This is a genomic window from Yoonia sp. TsM2_T14_4 (assembly GCF_049602355.1).
Taxonomy (GTDB): Bacteria; Pseudomonadota; Alphaproteobacteria; order Rhodobacterales; family Rhodobacteraceae; genus Yoonia; species Yoonia vestfoldensis_A.
In genome coordinates, this window is record NZ_CP187137.1 from 1,034,624 (window position 1) to 1,052,336 (window position 17,713).

Below are 17,713 nucleotides of genomic sequence, written 5' to 3' on the forward strand. Positions count from 1 at the left end.
CACCAGCCCCGTCAGGGGCGCAGTTCCACCCAGACCGGCACATGATCCGACGGTTTGTCGCGCGCACGCAGGTCTTTTTCGATCCAGGCCCCCGTCAGCAGATCCGCGCATTGCGGGGTCAGCAGGAAATGGTCGATGCGGATACCATTGTTCTTTTCCCAGGCCCCGGCCTGATAATCCCAGAACGAATAATGTCCCGCGCCGGGTTCCAGCGTGCGGAACGCCTCGGTAAAACCAAGGTTCAGGATACGGCGATAGGCGGCACGGCTTTCAGGCCGGAACAAAGCATCGTCGCGCCAGACCTGAGGCCTTGCGGCGTCCATTCCTTGCGGGATGATGTTGTAATCCCCCGCCATCAGCGCGGGCATCTCGTCGGCCAGCAGGGCGGTGGCGCGCGCCAGCAACCTTTCCATCCATGCGAGCTTATAGTCAAACTTCGGCCCCGGCGCGGGGTTTCCGTTGGGCAGGTATAGCCCGCAAATCCGCACCGCGACATCGCCAACCACTGTCGCCTCGATCCAGCGGGCCTGTTCGTCGGCATCATCACCGGGCAGGCCACGGGTCACATCCTCCAGCGGCAGTTTCGACAGGATCGCCACCCCGTTGAACCCTTTTTGCCCGTGGGTTTCGAGCGTGTAGCCGCGATCCTCGATCAACTGGCGGGGAAAGCCGTCATCGACCGATTTGATCTCTTGCAGGATCGCCACATCTGGCGCGCTGTCGTCCAGCCAATCGCACAGGGTTTCGATCCGCGCCTTGACGCCGTTGATGTTGAATGTCGCGATCTTCATCACATCGCAAACGATGTGCCGCAGCCACAGGACGAGGATGCATTTGGATTGTTGATCACGAACCGTGCGCCGATCAATTCTTCGGAAAAATCGATCACAGCATCGGTCAGGAACGGCAGCGAAATGGCGTCGATCACCACGGTTTCGCCTTTGTCCGACAGGATCAGATCGTCGTCCTTTGGCTCGTCCAGATCAATTTCATATTGAAACCCCGAACAACCGCCGCCTTCGACCGCGATGCGCAGGGCCTTGCCTTGCGCGGCAGCGCCGATTTCCGCCAGCCGTTCAAAAGCACGCGGCGTGACTTGGGGAGGAAGCGTAAGCATTGCATCGCCTTTCGGATTGTTCATCTTTGACATATAGGCATGTCAGGCAAACCCGACAACAGGCAAACAAATGACAGCGCCCTATGCGACCGATCCGGCCAATCCACGCGGCAGGCTTTATGCAGAAGAAGAAAGCACCTTTCGTTCGCCGTTCCAGCGCGACCGTGACCGGATCATCCATGCCTCGGCCTTCCGGCGGCTCAAACACAAGACCCAAGTCTTCATCGAACATGAAGGCGATTATTTCCGCACCCGCCTGACCCATTCGATCGAGGTGGCACAGGTCGCGCGCACCATCGCCGCGACCTTGGGGCTGAACGTGGAACTGACCGAGGCTGTCGCCTTGGCACATGATCTGGGCCACACACCGTTCGGGCATACCGGCGAAGAGGCGCTGGATGCGCTGATGCAACCTTACGGCGGTTTCGACCACAATGCGCAGGCCCTGCGGATCGTCACCGATCTGGAACGGCATTATGCCGAATGGGACGGGCTGAACCTGACATGGGAAACGCTGGAAGGCATCGCCAAACATAATGGGCCGGTTGTGGGCGACATCCCCTATGCGCTGGCCGCCTATAATGCGCGCCACGATCTGGAACTGCACACCCATGCCAGTGCCGAGGCGCAGGTGGCCGCACTTTCAGACGATATCGCCTATAATAACCATGACTTGCACGACGGACTTCGTGCAGAACTGTTCAGCACCGATGATCTTGCCGCCCTGCCGATCCTGCGCGATTGTTTCGCGCGGGTCGATGCGAAATACCCCGGCCTGAATTACTACCGCCGCCGGCACGAGGCGTTGCGCCGGTTCTTTGGCGTGCTGGTCGAGGATGTGATCGCTGTCAGCCGCCGCAATCTGGCCGATCTGAACCCCAGATCGGTGCATGATATCCGCCACGCCGGGCGCATGGTGATCCAGTTTTCACCCGACCTTTGGACCGATCTGAAAGTGATCCGGCAATTCCTGTTCGACCGCATGTACCGCGCGCCTGCGGTGGTCGAAATGCGGGTCGTTGTCACGAAAATGGTTAACGAATTATTCCCGTTCTTCATGGACAACCCGGACGAGCTGCCCAAGCAATGGCGCAAGGATGTGGCCGATGCGCAGGGCCGCACCGCGCTGGCGCGGATCGTGGCCGATTACATCGCAGGCATGACTGACCGTTTTGCCATTCAGGAACACAAACGCCTGATTGGCGGCGAAACCATCCCACCCGGGGTGATCGACGGGAATTGACGCGGGCGGCGGGGGTGATACACCTGCCGGATCAAAAATGGACCGATAAAATGAACCTTTTCGCTGATGTGCGGGGCCGTGTGCTGGCCTGTCTTGACCAGATGGTTGCCGATGGCGCCTTGCCGCAGGGGCTGGCGCTGGATGCTGTCGCGGTCGAACCGCCCCGCGATGCCGCACATGGCGATATGGCAACGAATGCTGCGATGGTGCTGGCCAAACCTGCGGGCCTGAACCCGCGTGCAATCGCCGATGCGCTGGCGGTGAAACTGGCCGCGGACCCGCTGATCGCCAGCGCCGATGTTGCAGGGCCTGGATTTCTGAACATGCATCTGGTGCCTGCCGCCTGGCAGGGCATCGTAAAATCGGCGCTGTCGGATAAAGGTTTTGGCCGGTCCACATTGGGGCAGGGGCAGCGGATGCTGGTCGAATATGTCAGCGCCAACCCGACCGGCCCGTTGCATGTGGGTCATACGCGGGGTGCGGTGTTCGGCGATGCGCTGGCCAGCCTGCTCGATTACGCAGGCTATGATGTGACGCGCGAATATTACATCAATGATGGCGGCGCACAGGTCGATGTGCTCGCGCGGTCGGTCTATCTGCGCTATGTCGAGGCGCATGACCTGACCGTGGACTGGCCCGAAGGGTCCTATCCCGGCGATTACCTGATCCCCGTGGGCGAGGCGCTGAAGGAGAAGGTCGGATCTGAGTATTTGGACCAAAGCGAAGATGTCTGGCTGGACGATGTCCGCCTGTTTGCGACCGATGCGATGATGGCGCTGATCCGCGCCGATCTGGCGCAGCTGGGTATCGAGATGGATAGTTTCTATTCCGAAAAATCATTGTACGGCAGTGGCTTGATCGAGAAAGCGATTGCAGAGCTTGATGCCAAGGGCCTGATCTATCAAGGCGTGCTGGAAGCCCCCAAGGGCAAGACGCCCGAAGATTGGGAACCGCGCGAACAGACTCTGTTCAAATCCACCGCCCACGGCGATGACGTGGACCGGCCGGTGCAGAAATCGGACGGCGCCTGGACCTATTTTGCGCCCGATATCGCCTATCATTATGACAAGGTGCAGCGCGGTTTTGATGCGCTGATCGACGTGTTCGGGGCCGATCACGGTGGCTATGTCAAACGGATGAAGGCAGCAGTTGCGGCGTTGTCGGATGGCAAGGTGCCGCTGGATATCAAGCTGACCCAATTGGTGAAGCTGTACCAGAACGGCGCGCCGTTCAAGATGTCGAAACGGGCCGGAACATTCATCACGCTGCGCGATGTGGTGGACGAGGTTGGCCCTGACGTGACCCGTTTTCACATGCTGACGCGCAAGAATGACGCGCCTTTGGATTTCGATTTTGCAAAGGTTTTGGAACAATCCAAGGATAACCCTGTCTTTTATGTCCAATATGCCCATGCGCGGGTCAATTCGGTGTTGCGCAAGGCGCAGGACGCCGGTGTCGCGGTTGATGACGCCACGCTGGCTGCGGTCGATCTCTCCGGTCTAACCCACGAGGCCGAGCTGGCTGTCGCGCGCAAGATCGCCGAATGGCCGCGTCTGGTGGAAATCGCGGCCAAGGGCCATGAACCCCACAGGATCGCGTTTTATCTGTATGATCTGGCGTCGGATTTTCATGCTTTGTGGAACCGTGGCAATGACGATGCGTCCCTGCGGTTCCTGCAGATGGGTGATTCTGATACAACACAAGCGAAAATTGCGCTGATCCGGGCTGTTGCGATTGTTATTTCGCACGGTTTGGGTATTCTAGGCGTCAGACCGGCAGAGGAAATGCGCTAACGCAGCCCGCCGGTCAAGGCAGAGCAGACGACCCGACAAGCCGCAAATGGCGCGGGCAGTGAGGCAGTGATGGCGACTTACGAGCAGGGGCTTGCCCCGCAATCGGGCAGTGGACCTGCGCAACCCTGGGTTAATGCCACGGGCGCTTTGGTGTCCTTGTCCTTGATTTTTGGCATTGGTTATTGGGGTTATCAGCTGATCATGCGTGATGTCACGGGCATCCCCGTGGTCCGCGCCATGGAAGGCGAGATGCGGGTGCTGCCTGATGATCCGGGCGGTGATATTGCGCGCCATGTTGGTCTGTCCGTCAATGAATTGGTCGCCATGGGCGAGGCGGCAGCGCCCGAGGACCGGCTTGTGCTGGCCCCACGGATGCCAGGCCTGGCCCGCGAAGACCTCGAGACCCGGCCAATGGTCGCTGTTGATGACGTGGGCGAGGAAATCATGCAGCCCGTGGCCTTGTTGCCGGATGCCGATGCCATTGCCGTGCCTGACCAGACCATGGGCACCACGGTCGAGGATGTTCTGGCCATGGTCGCCGAAATCACCGAGGCTGAAGCCCGCAGCGATGTCGCTGCCATGGACCGTGTGCCTGCCTCTGTGCCGGGTGTTGCGGTCTCGCTGCGCCCGATCTTGCGGCCTGCATCCTTGCGCCCGGCGCCGGCACCGGCGCTTGCGATCACCCGCGCCAGCACCACAGAAGTGCCGGTGACCACGGTCAGTTTCGCCACCGGCACCGATCTGGTGCAATTGGGCGCGTTTTCGTCACCGGCCTTGGCGGCCGAAGAATGGGCGCGGCTTGAATCCCGCTTTGGTGCGCTGATGAACGGGCGTGAACGCGTCGTGCAGGTCAGCACGCAAAGCAGTGGCACATGGTATCGGTTGCGCGCCAGCGGCTTTGCCGACCGCGACGATGCCCGCCGGTTCTGCGCCGCCTTGCAGGCCGAAGGTGCGGAATGTATCGCGGTTGTGGTCAATTAGGTCATGCAGACCGCGGCGATTTTCGGCCCAGCCGCGCTCGACATCACGCCGTGGGAACGCGGGTTTTTCCGTGACGCTGACCCGTTCGGCTTTATCCTGTTTGCACGCAACATCGACACGCCTGACCAGATCCGCCGCCTGACCGGCGATCTGCGCGATGCCGTGGGCCGCGCGGCGCCAATTCTGATCGACCAGGAGGGGGGGCGGGTGCAGCGGATGCGCAGCCCCCATTGGCGCGACTACCTGCCCGCATTGGACCAGATGGCGCGCGCTGCTGACCCTTTGCGCGCGCAATGGCTGCGCTACCGGTTGATTGCGCATGATTTGCTGTCTGTCGGCATTGACGTCAATTGCGCCCCCTTGGCCGATCTGGCCGAGGATGCGACCCATCCGTTCCTGCAAAACCGCCTTTACGGCCGCGATGTGCCAACGGTGGTCGCCGCGGCGCGCGCCTGTGCGGATGGATTGCTGGCGGGCGGTGTTTTGCCGGTGCTGAAACATATCCCCGGCCATGGGCGCGCGCAGGCTGACAGCCATCTGGCCTTGCCGCGCGTCAGTGCCAGCGTTGATGACCTGACCGCCCATGATTTCGCGCCATTCAAGGCATTGCGCGATCTGCCCTTGGGCATGACAGCGCATATCGTGTTTGACGCGCTTGACCCCGACCGGCCTGCCACCACATCGCCGGTGATGATGCAGGTGATCCGCGACCAGATCGGGTTTGACGGCTTGCTGATGACCGATGATCTGTCGATGCAGGCACTGGCAGGGTCGATGACCGATCGCAGCCATGCCGCCATCGCCGCGGGCTGTGACCTGATCCTGCATTGCAATGGTGATATGGGCGAGATGACTGATGTGGCACAGGCCGCCGGTGCCATGTCGGCGCGGGCGGTTATCCGCGCCGATCGCGCGCTTGCCCTGCGCAAGACACCCGAAACGATTGACATCACCGCATTAGAGGCCGAATTTGAAACGCTGATGGCGTGAGGTCCGATGCAGCCCGATGAATTTGAGCAAGATACCGACCGTATCAGCGCCCGCGTTGCCGCCGAGGCGCTGATTGTCGATGTCGGTGCCTTCGAAGGGCCGCTCGATCTGCTGTTGACCCTGTCGCGCACCCAAAAGGTCGATCTGCGCCAGATCTCGATTCTGGCGCTGGCGCAGCAATATCTGGCCTTTGTCGAACAGGCCAAGGCACTGCGGCTGGAACTGGCCGCCGATTATCTGGTGATGGCGGCCTGGCTCGCGTTTCTGAAATCACGGCTGTTGCTGCCGCCTGACCCGCGCGAGGCGGGGCCATCGGGCGAAGAATTGGCCGCCCATCTGGCGTTCCAGCTCGAACGGCTGTCCGCGATGCGCGAGGCGGCGGCGCAACTGATGGCCCGTGACCAGCTGGGGCGCGATTTTTTCGCGCGCGGCATTACCGAGGACGTGCAGCGCGTGCGCCGCATCCGCTATACCGCGACGCTGCTGGACCTGATGCAGGGTTACGCCCGCATCCGCACCCGCGATGATTTCCGGCCCTTCGTGCTGGACCGCGCGCATGTGATGACGATGGAACAGGCGCTGGAACGGATGCGCCATCTGATCGGCTTTGCCGGTGACTGGACCGATATCGTCAGCTATCTGCCCGATGGCTGGGACGCGGACCCGCAACGCAGGCGGTCCACCACGGCGGCGACATTTGCCGCGTCACTGGAACTGGCCAAGGAAGGCAAGATCGAAATCCGGCAAGGCGACACATTCGCGCCGATCCAGATCCGCAAGAAAGAACCGCGCCATGGCTAAACCGCAAAACGACAGTCTGTTTGATGCGCCCCCGATGGGCGAACAGGAACGCATGGTCGAGGCGATCCTGTTCGCCACCGCAGACCCCGTTACCGTGCAAGACCTGATCGGGCGGATGCCGCATGGCTGCGACCCGGCCGAGGCGTTGGCGTACTTACGCAAACGTTACGAAGGGCGCGGCGTCAATGTGGTGCGCATCGGCGATGCCTGGGCGATCCGCACGGCGCCGGACCTTGGGTTCCTCATGCAAAAGGAAATCGTCGAAACCCGCAAATTGTCGCGCGCGGCGATCGAAACGCTCGCCATCGTTGCCTATCATCAGCCGGTGACGCGCGCCGAGATCGAGGAAATCCGCGGCGTCAGTGTCAGCCGTGGTACCATCGACCAGCTGATCGAGATGGAATGGATCAGGCTCGGCCGGCGCAAGATGACACCGGGGCGGCCCGTGACCTTTGTAGTGACACAAGCTTTCCTTGACCATTTCGGGCTGGAAAACGCCCGCGACCTGCCCGGAATAAAGGAATTGCGCGCCGCAGGGCTGCTGGAAAACCGCCCGCCCCCCGGCACGGTCGCCTTGGGCGATCCGGGCGACGACAACGGCGATGCCGATCAATCAGAGCTGTTTGAAGATTAACGATTCTGCGCTACCGTCGCCCCTGTTTGGTGTGAAGGAGAGTAACGATGAACATGAACCGCTTGATCAACATGGTCGTCCGGCAGGTCATGAACCGCGGCATCGGTAAAGGGATGCAGATGCTGTCCAAAGGCGGCGGGCAGGCGGACAAACCCGCCCCCGGCGCGGGTCAGGGCAAGCAATTGCAACAGGGCCTGCGCCTGCTGCGCCGTTTCATGCGCTAGGTTTGAAATGCTTGGACAGCTTCAGCCCCTGTCCTTGATAATTGGACTGGATCGCCTGCCCGTACAAAGCTGCGGGTAGGGCGGCCATATGTTCATAAACCAGCCGCCCCACGACCTGCCCGTGCTCCAGCACGAAAGGGGCCTCGTGACAGCGCACCTCCAGCACCCCGCGTGATCCGGCCCCGCCTGCGGCAGCATAGCCGAAACCGGGGTCGAAAAAGCCCGCGTAATGCACGCGGAATTCGCCCACCATCGCCAGATAGGGGGCCATTTCGGCGGCCTGCATCGGCGGGATGACAATCGCCTCGCGGCTGACAAGGATGTAAAACGCCCCCGGATCAAGGATGATCCAGCCGGTATCGGTATGCACTGGTTCCCAAAACTCGGTGGGGTCGTAATGGTTCAGCTTGGCCAGATCAATCACGCCGGTATGCGGCTTGGCGCGGTAGCCGACCAGATTGCCCGCCTCGGGGCGCAGATCGACCGAAAAGCCCAAGCCATCGGAAATCACCGGATCACCCGACACGATGGGGGTTGTGGCATGCAAGGCGCGCAGGTCCTCGTCGGACATGATGGTCTTGCCCTGGCGGAAGATGATCTGGTTCAGCATCTGGCCGGGCTGGGCCACGACCGAAAACGACCGCGGGCAAATCTCGACAAAGAGCGGGCCGTCATATCCGGCAGGCACGCGGTCGAATTCGACACCGTGATCGGTGATGATGCGTGTCAGCAGATCCAGCCGCCCGATGGATGATTTCGCCGAGGCCGCCCCCGTCATCCCCGCCGGCAGCGCAAGACTTTCCATCAAGGGGACAACATAGACGCAGCCTTTTTCCAGCACGGCCCCGCCGGTCAGATCAATCGCATGCATCTGGAAATCCGCCAGCCGTTCGGTCACCGTCCGGCTGCGCCCTGCCAGAAATGATGCGCGCACGCGGTAGGCTATGGCCCCCAGCCGCAGATCAAGCGAGGCAGGCTGCACCTGACCCGCGTCGATCGGGGCGCTGGCACGGATCGCACCCTGCGCGATCAGCGCGCGGATCTGATGGTCTGCCAGAACACCGTTTTGCATGAAAATCATCCCCTTGGCCCTTGCAGATACCAAAACGCCCGCTGCGCGTAAACGCAAGCGGGCGATGATAAGCGTTTGGGAAAAACTGCTTCCCTATCGCGGCCTTTCGCATCGCGCACAGGCGAAAGGTGTTGTTTCAGGTCTGTCCTGAAACGCCGTATTGGTCGGGCTAGCAGGACTCGAACCTGCGACCTTCCGTCCCCCAGACGGACGCGCTACCAGGCTGCGCTATAGCCCGACTAGGCGTGTTCATACTGGAATCTGGCGCAGGAACAAGCCCGAAAAGCATCATCATCCTAGCCAAAATATCCCCGCCGGAGGCTCGAAATCTTTTTGGCGCAGGTGCTGTTCAGCCGTGCCGCATCCGGTCGCGGACCGCGTCAAGCCGCGCCAACACCGGCGCGATACGGGCCGCCTGTGCGTGCAAGGCCCCCGCATGCAGCGGCGCACGCCCGATCAGGCGGGCGGGAACATCCGGCAACTCGCTGGGCGGTGCCGGAAAGACGGCAAGGCGCGGCGGTGCGATATCATCGAAGGGCAGGGCCGTTTGCAGGGGCTGCGGTGGTGCAGCTGGCGCGGCCAGCGGCGGCGGCACAATCTGTGTCACCGGTTCAAGCAGCTGATCCATCTGATCTGGCAGCATATCGTCCAGGTCCGGCACCGCATCGCCTTGGTCGGCCAGCAGAGCATCCTCGGACAGCTCCGTGTCATCCGATCCGCCGTCCACGCGCGGCCCCAGCATGGCGACGTATTTCACGCCCTTGTCGCGCAGCAGTTTCTGGGTGCCTTTGATGGTCAGCCCGTCTTCATGCAGCAATTGCTTGATACCGGCCAAAAGATCCATGTCGCTGGGGCGGTAATAGCGCCGGCCACCTGCCCCTTTGACAGGGCGGATCTGGCTGAACTTGGTTTCCCAAAAGCGCAGCACATGGGTGGGCGTGTCCAACCATTCCGCCACTTCGGATATCGTGCGAAAGGCTTCGCGGGCTTTCACCATGGATCAGGACTTATTGCCGGATGCGACGCGATCCTTCATCAGATGTGATGGCCGAAAGGTCAGCACGCGGCGCGGATTGATCGGGACTTCTTCGCCGGTCTTGGGGTTGCGCCCGACGCGGGCGGCCTTGTCGCGCACGGCAAAGGTGCCAAAGGATGAAATCTTGACCGTATCCCCCGCCACCAGCGAATCGGATACATGCGTTAGCACGCTTTCCACCAGATCGGCGCTGTCGTTGCGCGACAGGCCCACTTCGTTATGGACAGCTTCAGCCAAGTCCATGCGTGTCAGTGTCTTATCCGCCATAGATCGTTTCCCCGCGATTTCGCACTACATTGGAGCGGGCCAATTTCAGAGTCAATAACAAGGGCTTGGAACAGGGTTATGCAAGGCAGAATCGGCCATTTCCGATCTTACCAGCGCAGTACCACCGACCCCCATGCCAGACCGCCGCCAATCGCCTCGGTGACGACAAGATCACCGCGCTTGATCTGACCATTGGCCACGCCAACAGACAGCGCCAGCGGGATCGAGGCGGCGGATGTATTGCCATGGTCCTGTACAGTGACGACCACACGGTCCATGCCGACGCCCAGTTTCTTGGCCGTGGCCTGAATGATGCGGATATTGGCCTGATGCGGCACGACCCAGGCCACGTCATCGGCGGTCAGCCCGACTTTGTGCAGGGCGGTATCGGCGGTCTGGGCCAGTTTTTCGACGGCATGGCGAAACAGCTCGCGGCCTTCCATGCGCACGACGCCGGTCGTCTGGGTCGAGACACCACCATCAACGTACAACATATCCCTGTAACGGCCGTCCGAATTCAGATCGACAGACAGGATACCCCGGTCAGCAGTGCTGCCGTCGCCGTCTTCGGCCGACAGGATCAGCGCGCCAGCACCATCCCCGAACAACACGCAGGTGGCCCTGTCGGTCCAATCGAGGATCTTGCTGAAGGTTTCCGCGCCAATCACCATGACGGTATTGGCCTGGCCTGATGTGATCAGCGCGTTGGCGGTTGACATCGCATAAACGAATCCTGCGCAAACCGCTTGAATATCAAAGGCATAGCCTGTGGTATTTCCAATCGCATGTTGCACCATCGTCGCCGTGGACGGAAACGTCAGGTCGGATGTCGATGTCGCCAGAACGATGGCATCAATGTCATTGGGGGCGATTCTAGCCATGGCCAGCGCGGCCTTGGCGGCATGGATCGCAAGGTCGGACGTGGTCTGGCCTTCGGCCGCGAAATGCCGCCTTTCGATACCTGAACGGGTTTTGATCCATTCGTCGGATGTGTCCAGCGTCTTTTCAAACTCGCTGTTGGGAACGATCCTGTCGGGCAGGTAATGCCCGATGCCCCTGACCACTGCGCGCCGTGTCATCGTGTTAATCGCCTGTGTTGTTGCTGCCCGCTTCGGCGGCACTTTCTTGGCCCTGATCTTGGGCAAGTGCGGCGGCGGATGCAACCCGCGCCGCCAGTTTGTCCGAAAAGCCGGTCTGCCCCAGCCGGTAGGCCAGATGCAGCGCGGCGGCGACGCCTGTCGCATCGGCGGAGCCATGGCTTTTGATCACGGTCTGGTTCAGCCCCAGAAACACGCCGCCATTCACCCGCCGCGGGTCGATCCGTTTGCGCAGGCGGCGCAAGGACCCGCGCGCGAGCAAGGCACCCAGCATCGACAAAGGATTGCCCATCATCGCGCCGCGCAACAATTCGCTGACCAGCGTCGCTGTGCCTTCGCCGGTTTTCAGCGCGACATTGCCGGTGAACCCGTCGGTGACGATGACATCGACCTTGTTGGAGGGCAGATCACCGCCTTCGACGAATCCGACATAATCAAACTCGCCCTTGTCGGCGGCGCGCGCGATCAGCTCATGTGCGACCTTGAGCTCGGCGCGGCCTTTATGTTCCTCGGTCCCGACGTTGAGCAGGCCGACGCGCGGGCGCGCGATATCCAGCCCGTTGCGCGCATAGGCGGCCCCCATCAGCGCATAGGTCAGCAAATCATCCTGATCGGCGCGAATATCGGCACCGGCATCCAGCATCACGTTGAAACCGGCCGGATTGCGCGATGGCCACAGGCAGGCAATGGCAGGGCGGTTCACGCCTTCGGCCTTGCGCAGGCGCAGCATCGACAGCGCCATCAACCCACCTGTATTGCCGCAGGATATGCACACCGCGGCCTGACCGTCGCGCACGGCGTCAATCGCCGACCACATGGATGTTTTCTTGCCATGCCGCAGCACATGGCTGGGCTTGTCCGACATCTTTACGACATCGGACGCGTCATGCACCGTCACGCGGGCCGCGATATTGTGGGATGCGACCAAGGGGTCAAGTTCCGCCTTGGGGCCATGCAGCAAGGCATGCGCGCCGGGTGTGGCGTTCAGAAACTTCGAAAGGCCCGCAACCACGGTTGCAGGCCCTTTGTCACCACCCATGGCATCAACAGAAAGCACATTGGCCGGTGTCGAGACTGATCCCGTCTGGCGCTGTATCATGCTGTTGTGCCTGCGTTACAGCTTATGCTGCGTCTTCGTCCAGATCGACCTCGGTCACGGAGGCGACGACTTCGCGTGTCGCGTAATGGCCGCAGGACGGGCAAACGTGATGCGGACGCTTCATTTCACCGCAGTTGTCGCATTCGTTTGGATTTGCAGCGACAAGCGAGTCGTGCGCGCGCCGGTTGTTGCGGCGGGATTTGGAAACTTTATTCTGCTGGACGGCCATGACGGAACCCTATGATAGTCGGGCGCGCGGCCCTGATTTGTGCATCTTGGGGGCGTCTACGCCAATCTGGCAGCCCTGTCGAGACGCAGTGTGAAAGAGGCCGCTTAAATACTGCGATAAACGCCCGGCGCAACCCTTTTTTGCCTGATTTGCCTGGGTCTGCCTGTGGCTGCGCCACAGTTGAGGCCCCCGGCGGGGATATTTTTACGACAATGATGGTGAAAGAAGGGCGCTTTAGTCGTCGGTGTCTTTCAGGCTGTCACGCAGCGCGCCCAACCCTGCGAAAGGTCTGGCCGCTTCATCGGTCAGCGGTGTGACGCCTTTTTCGGTATAGATTGTTTGCTCCAATGCGGCCCCTGCTGCGCGTGGATAAAGCGGCAGCGCCAGCGCCAGCGCCTCGGTCAGCACGGCGTAAAGGTCGATTGTGTCGGGCAGCGGTTCGGCTGTGTCATCCTCGGGCATTTCAACCTCGGTGCCGGTCAGCTCTGGCAGGTCGGACAGGTATTGGCGCGTCAATGTTTCGTCGATCCGGCTGGTGACGGGGTCAAGGGTGACGACGCAATCCTGCACCACGGTCGCGCCCAAATCTGCGCTCAGCACCCAATCCTTGCGCCCTTGCGGGGTCAGCGTGCCTGCAAAGCGCAGTTTCTTGATGCCCACGATCCCGAGCGTATCGGCGATGGCATGGCGTTCAGCCGCATCGGGGGTCAGCGCAAAGCTGGTCCCGCGCGACGCGGCAAGATCGGCCAACCGCAAGAGTGACTGTGGCATCTGGGGCAAGGCTGCTTTCGATTCTTGATCAGGGGCGGGTGGTGTTGTAGGGGGGATAAAAGGCATCGGATGCCAAAGCAAGGGGCCTGACATGAACATGATCAAACTGCGCGCCAGCCTGCGGGTCTCTGGGTTTGTGGCGGCGGTGGTGGCAGTCACGGCCTGCACGCCGATGACCCGGTTCAACGGTTTTGCCCCCGATGCGCGCGAATTGGCGCAGGTCCAGATCGGCCAGACCACGCGGGCCGATGTCGTGACCCTGTTTGGTGCGCCTACATCGGATGGCGGGATGCGCAGTGATACGATCTATTATGTCGCCAGCCAGTTCGACCGCATCGGTCCTTTTGCCCCCAAAGAGGTAGACCGCACGGTCATTGCCGTGCGCTTTGATAGCGCCGAGCGCGTGCGCAACGTCACCCGCTATTCGTTGCAGGACGGGCGGATCGTGCAACTGGACCGCCGTGTCACCGATGACGGGATCGAGGATATCGGGGTGCTGGAACAGCTGCTCGGCTCGTTTGGCCGGATCGACGCGGGCAGTTTTCTTGGCGCGGAGGGCGGCGGGTTTTAATCCGCAGGTTCAAAGCCAAGCGCGACACCGTTCATGCAATACCGCAGCCCGGTTGGGGCCGGCCCATCAGGAAAGACATGGCCAAGATGCGCATCGCAGCGGGCGCAATGCACTTCGGTGCGGGTCATGAAAAACCCCCGGTCCACCGATTCTTCGACCTGTGCGGGGTCGATAGGCTGATAAAACGATGGCCAGCCTGTGCCGCTTTCGAATTTGGCGCTTTGGTCGAACAAGGGCGCCCCACAGCAAATGCACAGATAGGTGCCGTTATCCTTGGGGAAATCATCATGCGTGCCCGCACGTTCGGTCCCGTGTTTGCGCGTGACCTTATAGGCCAGATCGGACAGCTGTGCGCGCCATTCGGCATCCGTCTTGATGATCTTATCCATGTCATATTCCTTTTTCGTCTGTTGCGCATAAGGTAGGGCACCAGCATGCAATCGCCAAGGCAGGCCATGACAATCGCATTCGAAATCGGCCGGTACCGCACCCGTCTGGCAACAGCGCCTGCAGATCTGGCCGCGTGTCAGCAGCTGCGGCACGCGTGTTTTTTCGGCAAGCCCGGTCTGGACAGCGATGCTTTTGACGCGCGCTGCCGCCATCTGATGATCGAGGATGCGGCAGGCCGGTTGGTTGCCGCCGCGCGGATCATGTTGATGGAACAGGGCGCGGATGTCGCGCAAAGCTATGCGGCGCAGTTTTACGACCTGTCCGGCCTGGCCGCACAGCAAGCCCCGATGATGGAAATGGGCCGGTTTTGCATCGCCGCCGATGTGCTGGACGCCGATGTCGTGCGCGTGGCCTGGGGCGCGCTTGCGCAGCTCGTGGATGACCACGGCGTGCAGATTATGATGGGCTGCACCAGTTTCACCGGCACCGATCCTGCACTGTATGGCACGGGTTTCGCGCGGCTGGCGGCCCAGCATCAGGGGCCTGCGCATCTGCGCCCCGGCGTCAAAGCCCCCGAGACTGTGGCCCTGATCGGGCAGGGCGATGGCACAGCCCCGCTGCCATCGCTGTTGCGATCCTATCTGGCGATGGGCGGCTGGGTCAGCGATCACGCCGTGGTGGACCGGCAGATGAACACGCTGCATGTGTTTACCTGCCTTGATATCGCCGCCGTGCCACCGGCGCGCGCCCGCGCCTTGCGCGCGGTGATGGGCGCGCGTTGAAACCCCTTGCGCTGGCGCAAGCCACGCAATAGCAGGCGGGCATGGCACGCGCACCCCTTCTCCAGATTTCCGATATCGCCCTGACTTTTGGCGGCGATCCTGTTTTTGCCGACCTGTCGCTGGTGATCCAGCCGGGCGACCGTGTGGCGCTTGTCGGGCGCAACGGATCGGGCAAATCCACCTTGATGAAGGTGATGGCGGGCCTTGTTCTGCCTGACAGCGGCACCCGCGTTGCATCGCCCGGCGTGCAGGTCGGCTATATGGAACAGGACCCAACGATGGAGGGGTTCGCCACTTTGGGTGAATATGCTTCCTCTGGCCTGCCGCCAGAGGAAGCCTATAAGGTTGATATGGTCGCCGAAGGGCTGAAATTCGACCCTGACGGTGCTGTTGCCACCGCATCTGGCGGGGAACGCCGCCGTGCGGCACTTGCCAAGCTGATGGCCGAAGCCCCAGAGCTAATGTTGCTGGACGAGCCGACCAACCATCTGGATATCGAAGCCATCGCCTGGCTGGAAAACGAACTCAAGCAGACCCGCGCCGCCTTTGTGCTGATCAGCCATGACCGCGCGTTTTTGCGCGCGCTGACGCGGGCGACATTGTGGATCGACCGTGGCGCTGTGCGGCGCGCCGAACAGGGGTTCGATGCGTTCGAGGAATGGCGCGACAAGATCTGGGAAGACGAAGACCAGCAGCGCCACAAACTCAACCGCAAGATCAAGGCCGAGGCGCGATGGGCCGTCGAAGGTATTTCCGCGCGCCGGACCCGCAACCAGGGCCGTCTGCGGGCCTTGCAGGATCTGCGCGCCGAAAAGGCGGGGCAGATCCGGCGTCAAGGCACGGCGGCGATGGCGTTTGACGGCGGGTCCACATCGGGGCGCAAGGTCGTGGAATGTTTCGGTCTGAGCAAATCCTTTGACGGCAAAAGCATTGTGCAGGGGCTGGACCTGACTGTGCAGCGCGGTGACCGGATCGCCTTTGTCGGGCCCAATGGTGTCGGAAAAACCACTTTGATCAAGATGTTGCTGGGTCAGGTTGAACCGGATGCAGGGCAGGTCAAGCTTGGCACGAAACTCGATATCGCGGTCTTTGACCAGACCCGTGCGGCGCTGAACCCCGATATGACATTGTGGGAAAACCTTGCCTCTGACCCTGAATTGGGGGTGTCGGGCAAATCCGACCAGATCATGGTGCGCGGCACACCCAAACATGTGGTGGGATACCTCAAGGAATTTCTGTTTGACGAAGCACAGGCGCGCGCGCCGGTCAGGTCGCTGTCGGGCGGTGAAAAGGCGCGGCTGTTGCTGGCACGGCTGATGGCGCGCGAAAGCAACCTGTTGGTGCTGGACGAACCGACCAATGATCTGGATATCGAAACGCTGGATCTGTTGCAGGACATCCTGGGCGATTATGACGGCACGGTCCTGCTGGTCAGCCACGACCGCGATTTTCTGGACCGCGTGGCGACGACCACCATCGCGATGGAAGGCAATGGGCAGGCCGTCGTCTATCCGGGCGGTTGGACGGATTACCGCGACCAGCGCGGCGGCGATTTCACCGAAAGCGCCACAGCCACCAAGCCTTTGGCAAAAAAAGACAAACCGGCCGAAAAGAAAACCAGCGGCGGGCTGTCCTTTACCGAAAAACACCGGCTTGACGCGCTGCCCGGGGTGATCGCCACTCTGACAGCGGAAATCGGCAAGCTGGAAGAATTGCTCGCCGATCCGGCGCTGTTCACTGACAATCCGGTGAAATTCGCCAAGGCCACCGATGCATTGATCGCGCGGCAGATGCAGCTGTCGGATGCCGAAGACGAATGGCTGGCGCTGGAAGAAAAAGCCGCAGGCTGATCACGGCATCCGCAACGCGCCGTCCAGCCGGATCGTGGTGCCGTTAAGGTAATCGCATTCCACGATGAACCGCGCCAATGCGGCAAATTCTGCCGGATCGCCCAGACGGGCAGGGTAAATGACATCCTTGGCCAGCCCTGCCATCACATCTTCGCCCAGTGATACCAGCATCGGCGTGCGGAAAATCCCCGGCGCGATGGCCATCACGCGGATGCCATTGCGCCCCAGATCGCGCGCCATGGGCAAGGACAGACCGGCGATGCCCGCCTTGGACGCGGCATAGGCGGCCTGGCCCTTTTGCCCGTCAAACGCCGCGACAGAGGCCGTGTTGATGATCACGCCCCCCTGCGCCATGCGTGCGGCGGCAAGGCGCGCGACATTGAACGTGCCACAAAGATTGATGTCGATCGTGCGTGCAAAGCTGTCCTGCCGGTGCGGGCCATCGCGGCCCAGCGTCTTTTCGGCCGTGGCGATGCCTGCGCAATTGACCACAACATTCAGACCCGCGACCTGATCCAACCCCGCGCTCACGCTGGCCTCATCGGTGACATCGACCTGCGCGAATCCTGCGCCTATCTGCGCTGCAAAATCTGCACCCGCCGGATCGCGATCAAAGATCGTCACCTGCGCGCCTGCGGCCACAAAGGCCTGCGCCGTCGCCGCCCCCAGACCGGATGCGCCGCCCGTCACAATCACCACTGCTGTTGAAATATCCATCCATTCCCCCCGTTACGGCAAAACCTGCCGAAACATTATCGAAATGGAA

22 protein-coding genes and 1 tRNA gene are annotated in these 17,713 nt (G+C 61.6%); 11 read left to right on the plus strand and 12 right to left on the minus strand.

Annotated elements, in window-relative coordinates; all coding sequences use genetic code 11:
- Positions 1-11 precede the first annotated feature (11 nt).
- Positions 12-791 (minus strand): exodeoxyribonuclease III, encoded by a 780-nt coding sequence (xth, locus tag ACPF9B_RS05045; RefSeq protein WP_424179673.1) that lies wholly within the window; start codon positions 789-791, stop codon positions 12-14.
- Entirely contained in the window at positions 791-1,117 is a 327-nt protein-coding gene (locus ACPF9B_RS05050) for a HesB/IscA family protein (protein ID WP_040483145.1), read from the minus strand. Before ACPF9B_RS05050 ends, xth begins: the two co-directional genes overlap by 1 nt.
- A gap of 70 nt (positions 1,118-1,187) precedes the next feature.
- Between ACPF9B_RS05050 and ACPF9B_RS05055 the strand changes: the two genes are divergently transcribed.
- The 7 genes from ACPF9B_RS05055 to ACPF9B_RS05085 all read left to right on the plus strand — a co-directional run bounded on the left by ACPF9B_RS05055 (position 1,188) and on the right by ACPF9B_RS05085 (position 7,783).
- Positions 1,188-2,360, plus strand: coding sequence for a deoxyguanosinetriphosphate triphosphohydrolase (locus ACPF9B_RS05055; RefSeq protein WP_424179675.1), 1,173 nt, complete (start codon positions 1,188-1,190; stop codon positions 2,358-2,360).
- A gap of 50 nt (positions 2,361-2,410) precedes the next feature.
- Positions 2,411-4,153 (plus strand): arginine--tRNA ligase, encoded by a 1,743-nt coding sequence (argS, locus tag ACPF9B_RS05060; RefSeq protein WP_424179677.1) that lies wholly within the window; start codon positions 2,411-2,413, stop codon positions 4,151-4,153.
- Positions 4,154-4,222: 69 nt separating this feature from the next.
- A complete protein-coding gene (locus tag ACPF9B_RS05065; protein ID WP_424179679.1) occupies positions 4,223-5,134 on the plus strand; it encodes an SPOR domain-containing protein in 912 nt (303 codons plus the stop codon).
- Between the two features lie 3 nt (positions 5,135-5,137).
- Positions 5,138-6,124 carry a glycoside hydrolase family 3 N-terminal domain-containing protein gene (locus ACPF9B_RS05070; protein WP_424179681.1) on the plus strand — a complete coding sequence of 329 codons (987 nt, stop codon included), beginning with the start codon at positions 5,138-5,140 and terminating at the stop codon, positions 6,122-6,124.
- A gap of 6 nt (positions 6,125-6,130) precedes the next feature.
- Positions 6,131-6,925 carry a segregation and condensation protein A gene (locus tag ACPF9B_RS05075; RefSeq protein ID WP_007205035.1) on the plus strand — a complete coding sequence of 265 codons (795 nt, stop codon included), beginning with the start codon at positions 6,131-6,133 and terminating at the stop codon, positions 6,923-6,925.
- Positions 6,918-7,559 (plus strand): SMC-Scp complex subunit ScpB, encoded by a 642-nt coding sequence (gene scpB / locus ACPF9B_RS05080; protein WP_007205034.1) that lies wholly within the window; start codon positions 6,918-6,920, stop codon positions 7,557-7,559. The genes ACPF9B_RS05075 and scpB overlap by 8 nt, the downstream gene beginning before the upstream one ends.
- A gap of 47 nt (positions 7,560-7,606) precedes the next feature.
- Complete coding sequence (locus tag ACPF9B_RS05085) at positions 7,607-7,783, plus strand: hypothetical protein (RefSeq protein ID WP_007205033.1); 177 nt, start codon at positions 7,607-7,609, stop codon at positions 7,781-7,783.
- On the opposite strand, the gene ACPF9B_RS05090 is transcribed toward ACPF9B_RS05085, so the two are convergent.
- Positions 7,773-8,855 (minus strand): 2'-deoxycytidine 5'-triphosphate deaminase, encoded by a 1,083-nt coding sequence (locus ACPF9B_RS05090; RefSeq protein WP_424179684.1) that lies wholly within the window; start codon positions 8,853-8,855, stop codon positions 7,773-7,775. The two genes, ACPF9B_RS05085 and ACPF9B_RS05090, sit on opposite strands and share 11 nt — an antisense overlap.
- On the opposite strand from ACPF9B_RS05090, the gene ACPF9B_RS05095 reads away from it, so the two are divergent.
- A complete protein-coding gene (locus ACPF9B_RS05095) occupies positions 8,854-9,006 on the plus strand; it encodes a hypothetical protein (protein WP_424179686.1) in 153 nt (50 codons plus the stop codon). The two genes, ACPF9B_RS05090 and ACPF9B_RS05095, sit on opposite strands and share 2 nt — an antisense overlap.
- 10 nt (positions 9,007-9,016) lie before the next feature.
- Here ACPF9B_RS05095 and ACPF9B_RS05100 read toward each other — a convergent pair.
- The 7 genes from ACPF9B_RS05100 to ACPF9B_RS05130 form a co-directional block, all read right to left on the minus strand.
- Positions 9,017-9,093, minus strand: a tRNA-Pro gene (locus ACPF9B_RS05100).
- Between the two features lie 111 nt (positions 9,094-9,204).
- A complete protein-coding gene (locus ACPF9B_RS05105; protein WP_424179688.1) occupies positions 9,205-9,852 on the minus strand; it encodes a MerR family transcriptional regulator in 648 nt (215 codons plus the stop codon).
- 3 nt (positions 9,853-9,855) lie between these two features.
- A complete protein-coding gene (gene ihfA, locus ACPF9B_RS05110; RefSeq protein ID WP_424179690.1) occupies positions 9,856-10,158 on the minus strand; it encodes an integration host factor subunit alpha in 303 nt (100 codons plus the stop codon).
- Positions 10,159-10,265: 107 nt separating this feature from the next.
- Complete coding sequence (locus ACPF9B_RS05115) at positions 10,266-11,237, minus strand: beta-ketoacyl-ACP synthase III (RefSeq protein WP_424179692.1); 972 nt, start codon at positions 11,235-11,237, stop codon at positions 10,266-10,268.
- 4 nt (positions 11,238-11,241) lie between these two features.
- Positions 11,242-12,354: a phosphate acyltransferase PlsX gene (plsX, locus tag ACPF9B_RS05120; RefSeq protein ID WP_007205026.1), complete on the minus strand. Its 1,113-nt coding sequence runs from the start codon at positions 12,352-12,354 to the stop codon at positions 11,242-11,244.
- A 22-nt stretch (positions 12,355-12,376) separates the two neighbouring features.
- Positions 12,377-12,583 (minus strand): 50S ribosomal protein L32, encoded by a 207-nt coding sequence (gene rpmF, locus ACPF9B_RS05125; RefSeq protein WP_424179696.1) that lies wholly within the window; start codon positions 12,581-12,583, stop codon positions 12,377-12,379.
- Between the two features lie 234 nt (positions 12,584-12,817).
- On the minus strand, positions 12,818-13,354 hold the full coding sequence (locus ACPF9B_RS05130) for a YceD family protein (RefSeq protein ID WP_040482807.1): 537 nt from the start codon (positions 13,352-13,354) through the stop codon (positions 12,818-12,820).
- Positions 13,355-13,445: 91 nt separating this feature from the next.
- Here ACPF9B_RS05130 and bamE point away from each other — a divergent pair, with 91 nt between their 5' ends.
- Positions 13,446-13,925, plus strand: a complete 480-nt coding sequence (bamE, locus tag ACPF9B_RS05135; protein WP_424179699.1) for an outer membrane protein assembly factor BamE domain-containing protein — start codon at positions 13,446-13,448, stop codon at positions 13,923-13,925.
- Here the strand turns inward: bamE and msrB are convergent.
- Positions 13,922-14,314 carry a peptide-methionine (R)-S-oxide reductase MsrB gene (msrB, locus tag ACPF9B_RS05140; protein WP_424179701.1) on the minus strand — a complete coding sequence of 131 codons (393 nt, stop codon included), beginning with the start codon at positions 14,312-14,314 and terminating at the stop codon, positions 13,922-13,924. The two genes, bamE and msrB, sit on opposite strands and share 4 nt — an antisense overlap.
- A gap of 66 nt (positions 14,315-14,380) precedes the next feature.
- Between msrB and ACPF9B_RS05145 the strand changes: the two genes are divergently transcribed.
- Together ACPF9B_RS05145 and ACPF9B_RS05150 are read left to right on the plus strand one after the other, a co-directional pair.
- On the plus strand, positions 14,381-15,097 hold the full coding sequence (locus ACPF9B_RS05145) for a GNAT family N-acyltransferase (RefSeq protein ID WP_424179703.1): 717 nt from the start codon (positions 14,381-14,383) through the stop codon (positions 15,095-15,097).
- A 41-nt stretch (positions 15,098-15,138) separates the two neighbouring features.
- On the plus strand, positions 15,139-16,947 hold the full coding sequence (locus ACPF9B_RS05150) for an ABC-F family ATP-binding cassette domain-containing protein (protein ID WP_007205020.1): 1,809 nt from the start codon (positions 15,139-15,141) through the stop codon (positions 16,945-16,947).
- Here the strand turns inward: ACPF9B_RS05150 and ACPF9B_RS05155 are convergent, their stop codons facing one another.
- Positions 16,948-17,664, minus strand: coding sequence for an SDR family NAD(P)-dependent oxidoreductase (locus tag ACPF9B_RS05155; protein ID WP_007205019.1), 717 nt, complete (start codon positions 17,662-17,664; stop codon positions 16,948-16,950).
- Positions 17,665-17,713: the final 49 nt, after the last annotated feature.